Source organism: Pseudomonas sp. R15(2017), from assembly GCF_002112685.1.
GTDB classification, from domain to species: domain Bacteria; phylum Pseudomonadota; class Gammaproteobacteria; order Pseudomonadales; family Pseudomonadaceae; genus Aquipseudomonas; species Aquipseudomonas glycinae.
This window is the reverse complement of the sequence record NZ_NEII01000003.1, coordinates 318,816-331,856: the sequence shown is the minus strand read 5'-3', so window position 1 is coordinate 331,856 and position 13,041 is coordinate 318,816. Positions and strand designations below refer to the sequence as shown.

12 protein-coding genes are annotated in these 13,041 nt (G+C 62.1%); 9 read left to right on the top strand and 3 right to left on the bottom strand.

The features are described from left to right. Positions 1-3 precede the first annotated feature (3 nt). The 4 genes from CAF77_RS08435 (at position 4) to CAF77_RS08420 (ending at position 4,721) form a co-directional block, all read left to right on the top strand. Positions 4-504 (top strand): spore coat U domain-containing protein, encoded by a 501-nt coding sequence (locus CAF77_RS08435; RefSeq protein ID WP_011335016.1) that lies wholly within the window; start codon positions 4-6, stop codon positions 502-504. Positions 505-528: 24 nt separating this feature from the next. Continuing rightward, positions 529-1,311: a molecular chaperone gene (locus CAF77_RS08430; RefSeq protein ID WP_064380777.1), complete on the top strand. Its 783-nt coding sequence runs from the start codon at positions 529-531 to the stop codon at positions 1,309-1,311. Positions 1,312-1,395: 84 nt separating this feature from the next. Continuing rightward, positions 1,396-3,753, top strand: coding sequence for a fimbria/pilus outer membrane usher protein (locus tag CAF77_RS08425; protein ID WP_064380776.1), 2,358 nt, complete (start codon positions 1,396-1,398; stop codon positions 3,751-3,753). Further along, positions 3,750-4,721 (top strand): spore coat U domain-containing protein, encoded by a 972-nt coding sequence (locus tag CAF77_RS08420; RefSeq protein ID WP_064380774.1) that lies wholly within the window; start codon positions 3,750-3,752, stop codon positions 4,719-4,721. The genes CAF77_RS08425 and CAF77_RS08420 overlap by 4 nt, the downstream gene beginning before the upstream one ends. 5 nt (positions 4,722-4,726) lie before the next feature. Here the strand turns inward: CAF77_RS08420 and CAF77_RS08415 are convergent, their stop codons facing one another. Then, positions 4,727-5,479 (bottom strand): anti-sigma factor, encoded by a 753-nt coding sequence (locus CAF77_RS08415; protein ID WP_064380773.1) that lies wholly within the window; start codon positions 5,477-5,479, stop codon positions 4,727-4,729. Beyond that, positions 5,476-5,982 (bottom strand): RNA polymerase sigma factor, encoded by a 507-nt coding sequence (locus CAF77_RS08410; RefSeq protein WP_064380772.1) that lies wholly within the window; start codon positions 5,980-5,982, stop codon positions 5,476-5,478. Before CAF77_RS08410 ends, CAF77_RS08415 begins: the two co-directional genes overlap by 4 nt. Positions 5,983-6,241: 259 nt before the next feature. On the opposite strand from CAF77_RS08410, the gene CAF77_RS08405 reads away from it, so the two are divergent. The 5 genes from CAF77_RS08405 (at position 6,242) to CAF77_RS08385 (ending at position 11,719) form a co-directional block, all read left to right on the top strand. Beyond that, positions 6,242-7,816: an amino acid adenylation domain-containing protein gene (locus CAF77_RS08405; RefSeq protein ID WP_064380770.1), complete on the top strand. Its 1,575-nt coding sequence runs from the start codon at positions 6,242-6,244 to the stop codon at positions 7,814-7,816. A gap of 62 nt (positions 7,817-7,878) precedes the next feature. Next, positions 7,879-9,147, top strand: a complete 1,269-nt coding sequence (locus CAF77_RS08400) for a hypothetical protein (protein WP_371915536.1) — start codon at positions 7,879-7,881, stop codon at positions 9,145-9,147. 50 nt (positions 9,148-9,197) lie between these two features. Then, complete coding sequence (locus tag CAF77_RS08395) at positions 9,198-9,962, top strand: enoyl-CoA hydratase-related protein (protein ID WP_064380768.1); 765 nt, start codon at positions 9,198-9,200, stop codon at positions 9,960-9,962. A 120-nt stretch (positions 9,963-10,082) separates the two neighbouring features. Then, positions 10,083-11,177 (top strand): catalase family peroxidase, encoded by a 1,095-nt coding sequence (locus CAF77_RS08390; RefSeq protein WP_064380766.1) that lies wholly within the window; start codon positions 10,083-10,085, stop codon positions 11,175-11,177. Next, a complete protein-coding gene (locus tag CAF77_RS08385) occupies positions 11,174-11,719 on the top strand; it encodes a cytochrome b (protein ID WP_011335009.1) in 546 nt (181 codons plus the stop codon). The genes CAF77_RS08390 and CAF77_RS08385 overlap by 4 nt, the downstream gene beginning before the upstream one ends. 7 nt (positions 11,720-11,726) lie before the next feature. Here CAF77_RS08385 and CAF77_RS08380 read toward each other — a convergent pair whose 3' ends face one another. Continuing rightward, complete coding sequence (locus CAF77_RS08380; RefSeq protein ID WP_064380764.1) at positions 11,727-12,935, bottom strand: MFS transporter; 1,209 nt, start codon at positions 12,933-12,935, stop codon at positions 11,727-11,729. Positions 12,936-13,041 lie beyond the last annotated feature (106 nt).

Here is a 13,041-nt window from a genome sequence, read left to right as displayed (position 1 = left end):
GCCATGGCCCGGCATGGCGGTGCGGTGCTGTTTCTGTTGTGTGCGGGCAGCTTGCCGCTGCCGTTGGCGGCGGTGACCAGCCAGAGCTTTCAGGTCAGTGCCACAGTGACACCGGGCTGTCTGGTGGTGGGGGGCGTATCGAACTATGGCGGGCTGAATTTCGGTTCGCGTTCGGCGCTGGCCACCGGTACGGTTCAGGTCGCATTGACCGGTGGTGTCACGCTGCAATGCACGCCGGGGGTGGCGCTGAACATGACGGTCGATGGCGGCCAGTACAACAGCGGCGGGCGACGCATGCAGATAAGCGGAGGCAGCGCGAAGGTGGCGTATGCGCTGTTTCGCGATGCGGCATACAGCCAGAGCCTGGGCATCGGTCAGAGTGTGGCGGTGGCCTACAGCGATGCGAACAACATCAGTCTGCCGATCTACGGACAGGTGCAATTGCCGGGCAATCAGCCCGGGGGGACATACAGCGATGTGTTGCAGGTGCAGCTGTCGTGGTGATGTGAAATGACAAGGAGCAGGTTTATGGGGTTTTTCACGTCACGCTATTGGTCCGTGTGTTGCGCCGTGCTGGCGCTGGTCATGTTCGGGACGCTCAAGGCCCAGGCCGCCAGTTCGGTGCTGATCTGGCCAATCGATCCGGTGTTGGAGGCCGATCAACAGGCGAGTGCGCTGTGGCTGGAAAATCGCGGCACGGAAACCGCCAACCTGCAGATCCGCGTGTTCGGCTGGAGCCAGAGCGGTTTCGAAGAGCAATACCGCAATCAACGCGAGGTGATCGGCAGTCCGCCGGTGGCGAAGATCGAGCCGGGTCAGAAGCAACTGGTGCGCCTGACCCGCACCAAAGACGTGCCGCCAGGTCAGGAGCTGGCGTACCGGATCATCATCGATGAAATCCCCTCGGCCCAGCCGCCCGTTGCCGAAGACGGCAAGACCGCTGCGGCGATCCGCTTCCAGATGCGCTACTCGGTGCCGCTGTTCGCCTATGGCGCGGGCCTGTGGAGCAAGGAAGACAGCGCCCGTCAGCGTGACCCCAAAGGTATCGGCCTGCCGCAACTGAGCTGGCGGACGGTGGCGGTGGAGGGCCGTCCTTATGTGGAAGTGCGTAATCAGGGCGCGGTTCATGCGCGATTGACCGATGTGGCCATCAGGCAGGGCAGCCAAAGCAAACCCTTGGCCGAAGGCCTGCTCGGTTACGTGCTGCCCGGCGCAGTGATGCGCTGGCCGGCACCGGGGCCGGTGTCGGGAGAGCTGGCGGGGCGCATCAATGGCGCGGCGCAGGTGCAGAGCATTCCACCGGCGCGATAGCCGTAGCGAGTGATCTCGACGCTTCCAGGCTTCGACGCCAGCGGTTTCAGGAGGAATCAGTCCATTGACGGACGTAACACGCTAATGAGTCCGGGATGGGCTCGACGTATTCAGCGTCCGTTGTGGCTCATGACCGGCGCGTGGTGCCTGATGTTCGTTCATCCATCCGGGGCCGGCGAACTGCCGCCGCCCCCCAGCGGCATGGAGGCCGTCAGCGATGCACAGTTGTTTCTGGAACTGGTGGTCAACCAGATGAATACCGGTCGGGTGGTGGCGGTGGAGCAGCGTGGCGGTCGCCTGTTCCTGCCGGCCAGCGTATTGCGTGATACGGGCATGAAGCTGCCGGAAGAGGCGGGTGCCGAAGTCGATCTCGACGGCCTGCCGGGCCTGCACAGCGATTACGACAGTGTCGGCCAGCGCCTGCTGCTCGACGTTCCGCCGGACTGGCTGCCGGAGCAGTTCATCGGTAACCGTGAAGTTTATCCTCGCACCCCGGCGCTGAGCAGTTTCGGCGCGTTGTTCAACTATGACCTGTATCTCAATGACACCGACGACGCCGGCACCTATCTGGCGGCGTGGAACGAGGTGCGGGTGTTCGACAGTTGGGGCACTTTGTCGAACACCGGGCAATATCGCCGCACGTTGTCGGGGGATGCGGTCAGCACGCTGGACAACGGTTATCTGCGTTACGACACCACCTGGCGTTACTCCGATGATGAACGGATGCTGACCTACGAGGCCGGGGACGTGGTCAGCGGCGCCTTGCCCTGGAGCAGTTCAGTGCGTCTGGGCGGTGTGCAGTTCTCACGGGATTTTGCGGTGCGTCCGGATCTGGTGACCTACCCGCTGCCGCAGTTCGCAGGGGAAGCGGCGGTGCCGTCCTCGGTGGATCTGTTCATCAACGGCTACAAGTCCAGCAGCACCGACCTGCAACCGGGGCCGTACACCCTGACCAACATTCCGTTCATCAACGGCGCGGGCGAGGCGGTGGTGGTGACCACCGATGCGCTGGGCCGGCAGGTGTCGACCACGGTGCCGTTCTACGTCACCAGCAGCCTGTTGCAAAAGGGCCTGAGCGATTTTTCGGTGGCCGCCGGGACGCTGCGTCGGGATTACGGTTTGAAGGATTTCAGCTACGGTCCGGGCATGACGTCCGGCAGTCTGCGCTACGGCGTCAGCGACATGTTTACTCTGGAAAGTCACGCCGAAGCGGCGGATTCCCTGACCCTCGCAGGGCTGGGGGGCAACTTGCGTCTGGGCAATTTCGGGGTACTCAACAGTGCGCTCAGCCAGAGTCGTTTCGACGGCGACGGTGGTCAGCAACTGAGCCTCGGTTATCAATACAGCGGCCAGCGCTACAGCTTTTCCTATCAGCGCCTGCAACGTCGCGACCACTACGCCGACCTGACCGTCGTCGACAGCTCCTACACCACACTCAGCCGGCGCAGTGAGCAGGCCACTCTGAGCCTCAACCTCGAACGTTGGGGCAGTCTCGGCGTCGGCTATTTCGACATCCGCGCGGCAGACGAGACTCGCACGCGGTTGCTCAACCTGAGCTGGAGCAAACCGCTGTGGCGCAACAGCAGTTTTTACCTGTCGGCCAACCGCGAAATCGGCGACAGCAACTGGGCGGTGCAGGCGCAACTGGTGATTCCTTTCGACCTGCGCGGCAGCCTGGCCATCAGCAGCGAGCGCAGCAAGACCGGGCAGACACAGCAACGGGTCAACTACAGTCGCGCCGTGCCGTCCGAGGGCGGGGTGGGCTTCAATCTCGGCTATGCCAAGGGCGACGGCGCCGATTACCGCCAGGCCGACGTGACCTGGCGTCTGCAATCGGTGCAATTGCAGGCGGGCGTCTACGGGACGTCCGACGCCGAAACCCGTTGGGCCGATGCCAGCGGTTCGCTGGTGTGGATGGATGATCAAGTGTTCGCCGCCAACCGCATCGATGATGCGTTCGTGGTGGTCAGCACCGACGGCTACGCGGACATTCCGGTGCGTTACGAGAACCAGCAGGTCGGCCAGACCGACCGCAACGGCCACCTGCTGGTGCCGTGGAGCAGCGCCTATTACCGGGGCAAGTATGAAATCGATCCGTTGAACCTGCCGGCCAACGTGCGCAGTCCCAACGTCGAACAGCGTGTTGCCGTGCGCCGGGGCAGTGGCTATCTGCTGGAGTTTGCGCTGAGCCGGGTGATCGCTGCGAGCATCGTGCTGGTGGATTCGCAGCAAAAGGAATTGCCGCTGGGCAGTGGTGTGCTGCACGAACAGAGCGGCACGCGGACGGTGGTCGGATGGGACGGACTGGTCTATCTGGAAAATCTTCAGGCGCAGAATTCGCTGCGGGTGACTCTCGCGGACGGCAAGACTTGCCGGGCGCAATTCAGCGTCGACCCGCAGCAGGACGAAGTGCCGCTGATCGGCCCGTTGGTGTGCCAATGACCCGGGCGCGGCTTGTTCTGTGGCTGTTGTTGCTGCTGCCGGGGTTGGCGCAGGCGCTGTGTTCGGTGGTCACCACCACACCCGCCGGGTTCGGCAACATCAGTTCGATCGCCGTGCGCACTGCCTCTCAACCCAGTTCCACTCTGAATGGAGGCTTGAGTTGCACCGGTTCGCTGTTGTCGCTGTTGACCAACAATGACCATTTCTGGGCCACCGTCACCTCGACCCAGAGTGGTTTGCTCGGGCCCAGCGGTGACGTGATCGGTTACACGATCTACGCCAACAACAGCACCAGTTACCCGCTGACGCGTGGCACCGCCTATGACTTCGCCCGCAATGGCATCATCGATGCCCTTGGCTTGCTGGGCGGTACGGTGCCGAAGACCGTTCCGCTCTATTTCGGTACCACCATCGGCAGCAATGTGGCGGCGGGGGTGTATACCGAGACCCTGAGCATTTTCTGGAACTGGAATTATTGTTCGGGCATCGGTGCGGGCGGGCTGTGCCTGGGCCGCGACATCAACAACGGCACGACGACGCTGACGGTCAACCTGACGGTGGCCAACGATTGCACCATCACCGCGCCGAACATCGCTTTCGGCAGCGCGCCGGTGGTCAGTGCATTCACCCCGGTGACCGGGCAGACCATCAACCTCGCCTGCACCAAGGGCAGTGCCTACACGGTGGGTCTGAACGACGGGCAAAATGCACTGAGTGTCGGCGGACGACGGCGGATGATTTCCGGCAGCAACTATCTGGCCTACGACATTTTCAAAAGTGCCGGCACCACCCGTTGGGGCAGTGTCGGCGCGGCTCGCCGCGCCAGCAGCGATGCCGAGGTCAATCCCGGCAACGGCCTGGGCACCGGCAGTCAGATCTTCAATTACAACGCGAAAATCTACACCGACCAGACCACACCGCCAGCCGGAACCTATCTGGACAATGTGGTGCTGGATGTGGGGTTTTGAACCAGCTAGAAGCTCAAGGATTGCTTGAGCATTTTCGCCGCCGGGGTATCGGTCGGGCTGACCATCGCGTAGTTGTAACCCTTGCCGGACCAGTATTCGGCCTGCAGATCCCCGTCCTGACGGCTGCCCCGGGGCAGAAAGGTATTCTTCGGTCCCGGTGGGCGTACATAGAAACTGACCTTGTGCCCGCTCCGGTCTTCATACATCACCATCGCCGCCGGACCTTCATCGGTGCTCAGCAGACGGCCGCTGACCGGTGAAAATCCGGCCCGGCTCAGGTCCGGCAGGCGATTGGCCTGAGTGAAATAACGGTCGAGCCAGCGCTGGATATCGCCGTCGCCATCGACCTTGTAGTCCGCCGGCAGAAGCCCTTGCTGGGCGATCAAGCGGTACGCCTGCAAGGCATCCGTCATCGGTGCCGGGGGATGAAACACGGTCATGTCCCGGGCCTTCCAGCCTCCGACACCGCCGAGGCTGACGGCAATCAGCAGCACCGCCGCGCTGGCCCATTGACGGCGCGACTGGCGCTTGAGCCGCTGACGGATCAGCGACGGATCGAGGTCCGGATTGGCCGGTTGTTGCAGGGCACCGCCGAGGGCGGCGCGCAGGTGCTGGGCGTCCTGTTGCCAGGCGCGAACCTGCGCCGCCTCGTCGGGATGACTGGCGAGCCAGGTGTCCAGCACATGCCGGTCGGCCTCGCTGAGCTGGTGATCGACGTAGGCGTGCAGGTCACGTTCGTTGGGGGGCAGACTGATCATTTGAGTATCCGCAAGGAAGGGCTGCTGATTTCCCCGTCGCTGAGCTGGCGCAGGGCCTGGCGAGCACGGGACAGGCGCGACATCACGGTGCCGGTGGGGACGTCGAGAATCTCGGCGACCTCCTTATAAGTCAGGCCTTCCACCGACACCATCAGCAGCAGGGCGCGCTGTTCGGTGGGCAGTCGGTCGAAGGCCTGCAAGGTCGATTGGGCAATGACCGTGCGTTCCACCGAGGGCTCGGCGTCATCGCGGCCGGTGAAGAATTCGAGCATCCGCGCATATCGCCGCGAACGCCGATGCGCATCGAGGAATTGCCGGTACAGGATCGAAAACAGCCAGGCTCGCAGATCGCCGTCGGCGCGTTTGTCGCCCCAACCCGACAGCGCCCGCTCGAGGCTGGCTTGCACCAGGTCGTCGGCGCTGCTGCTGTTGCGTGTCAACGACAGCGCGAAGCGGCGCAATCTGGGGATCAGATCGCGTAATTGCTCGTCGAGTTTATTCATGACAGGGATATGCTCTGGGCCACAAGCGCGGTAGTGGTAGGAAAGACGCCTCTCGACACAGCTTATTCCATTCCAGAAGCTGAAAGATTTCATTACCGGCGACGTAGGAAAGTTCGCCGCGTTCTGTAGTGCGTGTAATGGATTCAAATCCCCCGGCTCAACCCGTCCGACAAGCGCAAGCAGCCACCGATGTCGCCAGCAGGCAATCGGTGGCCGAAGCCGCTGAAACGATGACTTGAGCAAAAAAGGGATGTTTAAAATGCACGCAATCGTAATGAATCCCCCCGCACCAAGTGCCGGCCCTGACGCCTGGCGGACATTCGGCTGCGGCCCGGTGGCCGAGCCTGAGTTCTCGTTGATCCACCGTGCGATCGAGGCGCAGGCAGCGACTCACCCGCAGCAGGTGGCCGCACGTTTTGAGGGACAGAGCCTGACGTACGGCGAGTTGAATCGCCAGGCCAACCGGTTGGCCAGATTGTTGTCGAGCCATGGCGTAGCACCGGGTGATCACGTGGCGCTGTTTGTCGAACGCTCGATCCCTATGCTGGTGGGCATGCTTGCGACCTTGAAGCTGGGGGCCGCTTATATTCCGCAGCATGTCGGCATTACTCCGACCACGCAGTTGAGCCACATTATGTCGGTTGCTTCGACGCAGGTGGTGTTGACGCTTTCAACGCTGGCCCATGGGATTCCCCTGACGGCCGGGCAGCATTGCATTCATCTGGATACGTTCATCGACTCGCCGGGCTCGGCTGTCGATGACGTCAATGTGGGAGAGGATATTTCGTCACCGGATGCCTTGTGTTTTGTGTTGTTTACGTCCGGTACGACCGGACAGCCCAACGGTGTCAGGGTGACCCAACGCAATGTCTGCAACATTCTGCTGACCGGCCCCGGCAATCTCGGCATGGGGCCGGGCATGAACGTCGGGCAGATCCTCAATATCGCCTTTGACATGGCCGCCTGGGAAATCCTCGGCTGTCTGGCCCATGGTGCGACGCTGCTGATCCGGGGCAAGGACATTGCCGAGACCGCCGAGCAGTGTGACGTGCTGATCGCGACGCCATCGATTCTCGCCACGCTGGATCCGGCGCGCTGCAGCCAGGTGAAAGTGGTGGCGCTGGCCGGCGAACCGTGTCCGCAGCCCCTGGCCGATCGCTGGGCGTCCTTTTGCGATTTCTACAATGCTTGCGGCCCTACAGAAACCACCATCGTCAATACCATGCAGCATTACCGAGGCGTGGGGCCGTTGACGATCGGCAAGCCAACGCCCAACAACACCGTGTACGTGCTGGATGAAGCGGGCCAACTGTGCGGGCCGGGTGAACAGGGCGAAATGTGGGCCGGTGGCGATTGTGTGACGGCCGGGTATCTGGGCAATCCTGCGCTGACTGCCGAACGTTATCGACTCGACCCGTTTCTGGGGCAGGGTCGCATGATGTTTCGCACCCGTGATCTGGGACGCTGGACCGCTGACGGCGAACTGGAGCACCTGGGCCGGGTGGACGATCAGGTGAAAGTCCGGGGCTTTCGCGTTGAACTGGACTCGGTATCGGCGGCGCTGGAGTCTGCACCGGGCTGCGAGCGCGCGGTGACCTTGAAGTTCGATAACCGTCATCTGGTGGCATTCGTCTATCCCGCTTCTACGGATACCGACGAGGCGCGACGCCGTTGCGAGGAGCGTCTGGCCTATTACTGCGTGCCTTCGATGATTCTGCCGGTGGACGACATCCCGCTGACCTCAAGGGGCAAGGTCGATAAACGCTTGCTGCTGGAGCGGGCTCAGGCGTATCAGGCACAGCTCGTTGCCACCTCTCGGGAGGCGGGGCAATGAGTCAGGTCGATGACGCTTTTGTCCTGCCACCTCGAAGGCCGCTTTGGCGGCGCCTGGGAACGATGCCCTTGTTTTCGCACTACAACCGCCTGGTAGCGCTGGTGCTGCTGGCTAACGTCGGGGCGCTGGTGTACGGAGTGAACGTCGGTCAGTGGTGGTCGGCCTCGGGGATCGCGTTGGAGACATTGTCGCAGCTGGTGTTGGCGAACCTGTCGATGGCGATCCTGATTCGTCAGCAATATGTGATCAATCTGTTGTTCTGGCTGGCGACCCGCGCCCCGACGAGCTGGCCGTTGGCGATTCGTCGCTCGCTGGCCAAGGTCTATCATTTCGGTGGGCTGCACAGTGGCGGGGCGATGGCCGCGATTGCCTGGTTCGTGGCACTGCTCGGCTCGATGATCTGGCAAAGGACCCAAGGGGTGGGTGGGGTTTCGCTGACGTTGCTGACCATCAGCGCCGGGCTGCTGGGATTGTTGCTGCTGATGGCTATCATGGCGTTGCCGGGAATTCGTTCACGGTTTCACAACGCTTTCGAGCGCACGCACCGGTTTGCCGGTTGGGCGGCGCTGTTGCTGTTCTGGGGCATGACGCTGGTGTTTGCGCGGGACAGAAATCCTTCGGCAGACCTGACGCAGGTCCTGTTGACGTCCTTTTCGTTCTGGATGCTGCCGATCCTGACGTTCAGCATTGCCTTGCCTTGGTTACGCCTGCGCAGGGTGCCAGTGACGCTGGTCAAACCGTCATCGCATGCAGTGATTGCCCGGTTCAATCACCTTACGCCGTTCGCCGGATCTTCCACCGCCATCAGTCGCCATCCGCTGTGGGAGTGGCACTCGTTTGCCAACATTCCTGCACCTGACGAACAGGGTTTTCGCCTGATCATTTCCCGTGCCGGCGACTGGACCGGTGAACTGATCGAACAACCGCCGAGCCATGTCTGGGTCAAGGGCATCACCACGGCAGGCGTCGCCCATATCGAAACCCTGTTCAAGTCAGTGGTGTACGTCGCCACCGGCAGTGGCATTGGTCCGGTGCTGCCGCATCTGCTGGCGGGGCAAGTGCCAATCCACCTGATCTGGTCCACCCGCAGCCCGCGCGAAACTTATGGTGAGGCGCTGGTGGAGGAAATCCTGCAGGCACAACCCGATGCCCATATCTGGGACACCGACCGGTTGGGCAAACCGGATCTGGTGGCGCTGGCGTATGCCGCCGTTCGAGCCCACGGTGCGGAGGCGGTGATCTGTATTTCCAATCAGAAGTTGACCGAGCGGGTCGTCGAGGAAATGGAATCCCGGGGTATTCCGGCCTACGGCGCGATCTGGGATTCCTGACGGCGCGTCGGTGTTTTTTCCACTCACTTCATTTTTCAAAGAGATTGCGAATGAACCTATTGATTGAACGACACGGGCCCGTGGTACTGATCCGCCTCAACCGCCCGCAGGCGCGGAATGCGCTCGACACATCACTGATGCACGAATTGCTGGGGACCTTGCAACCGCTGGACAACGAACCGGGTGTCGGATGTTTCCTCATTACCGGTACACAGGATTATTTTGCTGCCGGCGCCGACATCAAGGAGATGTACGAAAAGTCCTGCAGGGAAATGATCGAGGAAGATCATTTCGCCGGATGGGATGCGTTTGCCGCTCTGCGCACGCCAAAAATCGCGGCGGTGGCGGGCTTCGCGTTCGGTGGGGGCTGCGAATTGGCAATGATGTGCGACGTGATTGTGGCGGCCGAGTCCGCGAAGTTCGCATTGCCGGAAATCACTCTGGGGGTGATGCCCGGCATGGGCGGTACGCAACGCCTGACCCGGTTGATTGGCCGCGCCAAAGCCATGGACATGATACTGACCGGTCGCACACTGTCCGCCCGTGAGGCCGAACAGGCGGGATTGGCGTCGCGGGTGACAGAGGACGATCACTTGTTGAAGCAGGCCATGGACATTGCACAGCGCATCGGCGGATTTCCCCGTACGGCGACACGGGCTGCCCGGGAAGCTGTAGACCGGGCATCCGAGTCGGGACTGCGCGAAGGCATTCTGTTTGAACGACGCTCGTTTCACGGCCTGTTCGCAACACCTGGACAGAAGGAGGGCATGCAGGCGTTTCTGGAAAAACGCGAGCCGCGTTTCGATCAGATTTAGCTGATCTCGATTGGGCTCCGACGCCATCGCACGAAAGAAACTACAGTTCAGAGGGAATAATCCTACGAGGCGTGCGTCTCATAGCACCTTTCCCTATGGCCGATGGCCCTGGAGTCTTTCATGGTTGATCGCAGTTCATCGCCCGGCGGGCCACAACGCCCGCCACTGAGTGCCCCGAGCCTGGTATTGCGACTTGGCGGAATCGCCGTGGTGGTCGCCGGCCTGGCCGGGGCATTTGCCTACGTTCATGGTTCATTTGACCCACAACGCCTGACGCCAAAAGCGTTGGTCGATGTGCTGGAAAAGAACAACGGCGTGCATCCCGGCTTTCGCCGCAATCACGCCAAAGGTGTGTGCGTGATCGGACATTTCGAGAGCAGCGGCGAGGCTCGTCCGTATTCTGTCGCGCAAGTGTTCAATGAGCCGCGCACCCCAGTGGTCGGGCGCTTTGCGTTGCCAGCCGGCAGTCCGTATGCGCCGGACAGCGCCGTACCGATCCGCAGTCTGGCGCTGCGTTTCACTCAGGCCAACGGCCAGCAGTGGCGCACCGGGATGAACAGCATGCCGGTGTTCCCGGTCGGCACGCCCGAGGCGTTCTATCAGTTGCAGCAGGCGCAATCGCCGGATCCCGCCACCGGTAAACCGGACCCGACCAAGGTGCCGGCATTTTTTGCTGCACACCCGGAAGCCGTGCCGTTTCTGACCTGGATTAAAACCGCCAAAGCTTCGGCCAGTTACGCGACGGAAACCTACAACAGCGTCAACGCGTTCTATCTGGTGGATGCCAGTGGCAAGAAGCAAGCGGTGCGCTGGAGCATGACGCCTCTGGCTCAGGACGCCGCCGGTGCGACTGCGCCTGAAGGCAGTGATTTTCTCGAAAAAGACCTGGTGCAACGCCTGGCCGAAGGGCCGCTGCGCTTTCAGTTGAACATCACCTTGGCCAACGCCGACGATCCGGTGAACGATGCGAGCAAGACCTGGCCTGCCGGTCGCAAGGTGTTGAACGCCGGCACCCTGGTACTGGAAAAGACCCAGCCCCAGCTCAGCGGCGAATGCCGTGACATCAACTACGATCCGCTGGTGCTGCCGGCCGGTATTCAGGGTTCCGACGATCCGTTGCTGGCCGCACGCTCGGCCGGTTATGCCGATTCCTACCTGCGTCGCACCAGCGAAGTCAGCCAACTGCGCACCGGCAAAAAGGAGGCTCGCCCATGAGCACGCAACCGACTCATTTCAATCCGCTGGCGCGGTTGCTGCACTGGTTGATGGCGTTGATGATCATCGCAATGTTGTTCATCGGCGCCGGTATGGTGACCTCGGTGTCGGCGCGGCATGAATGGTTGATCAACCTGCATAAACCGTTGGGCATCGCGATACTCGCTTTGGTGATCGTGCGCATTCTGGTGCGACTGGGCACCCGTCAGCCGCCGCTGCCGGCGGATCTGCCGGGCTGGCAGGTGATGGCGGCCAAGGCCTCTCATCTGTTGTTGTATGCGCTGATGCTGGTGTTGCCGTTGCTGGGCTGGGCGATGATCAGCGCGGCGGGGGATCCGGTGATGCTCGGCACATCCCTGCAATTGCCGTCGATCGTGCCGGCGGATGCGCAGGTGTTTGCGTTGCTGCGCAAGGCTCACGGGTATCTGGCGTATCTGTTGTTCCTGACCGTGCTGCTGCACCTGGCGGCGGCGCTGTTCCATGGCTGGGTGCGCCGCGACGAGGTGCTCGACAGCATGCTGCGGGGACGCAATCGCGGTTGATCGTGTGTCAGTCCGACGTGGCGAGGGCGCAAGCCGCCTCGCCATGTTTCCGGGTGGCCAGCGTTCGCCACCAGTACAGCAACGCGACCATATTGATTGCGGCTCCCAACCCGCAGACGCCCGGCCATCCTGCCCAGGCGTACATGGCCGTCGAGGCGATTGAGCCCAAGGCGCTGCCCATTGAATAAAACAGCATGTAGCCGGCAGTCAGTCGGCTCTGCGCCTGCGGGCGGACGCTGTAGATCATGCTCTGACTGGTGACGTGCACGGCCTGCAAGCCCAGATCCAGGGTGATGACGCCAAGCAGCAACGCCCACAACGAAGACTGGGTCAGTGCGATCGGCAACCACGAACCGAGCATCAGCAGCAGCGACAGACCGCTTACCCATTGCCCCAACCCTCGATCCGCCAGGTGTCCGGCTCTGGCGGCGGCGAGTGCACCCGCCGCGCCGGCGAGTCCGAACAATCCGATTTCACTGTGGGAAAGCGACAGCGGCGGGGCGGCCAGCGGCAACACCATCGGCGTCCACAGCACCATGGCGCTGGCGAAAGTCAGCAGCGCGAGGATCGCACGTTGGCGCAGCACCGGTTCTTCACGAAACAGGCTGAATACTGAGGCGATCAATGCCACGTAATGCGTGGATGGCCGTGCTTCTTCATCTTTGGGCAACACCCGAAACAGCAGCGTGGCCATCACCAGCGTCAATCCCGCCGACAGCAGATAGATCGAGCGCCAGCCGGCCAGATCAGCCATGCCGCCCGCCACCGTGCGCGCAAGCAGGATGCCGACGACGATGCCGCTGGTGATCACGCCCACAACCTTTCCGCGTTGCGCCGGGACGGCCAGAGTCGCGGCGTAGGCGACCAGCACCTGAGTCACCACGGCAAGCAAACCGGTCAGGGTGACGCCGATCAGTAGCCAGACGCTGTTCGATGCCAAGGCGATCATCAGCAAGGCAGCGGCGGACAACAGCGTTTGCGTGACGATCAGCCGCCGGCGGTTGAGCAGGTCGCCAAGGGGCACGAGCAACAACAGCCCAAGGCCGTAACCGACCTGAGTCAACGTCATGACGATGCCGATGCTGCCCGGCGACAGACCGAAGGCGTCGGCCATCGCATCCAGCAGCGGCTGGGCGTAATACACGTTGCCCACCGCGAGGCCGCAAGCGATGGAGAAAAGCAGCACGACACTTTTATCGAGTGTTGCAGTGTTCATGTCCCGGATCTTTTCAGGTTTCAATTTAAAACTTGATTGACGGTAAGGAATCCGGTTTTGATTTGCAACCTGATTGGGTAAACATCGACGCAAAAAAAGATCGCAG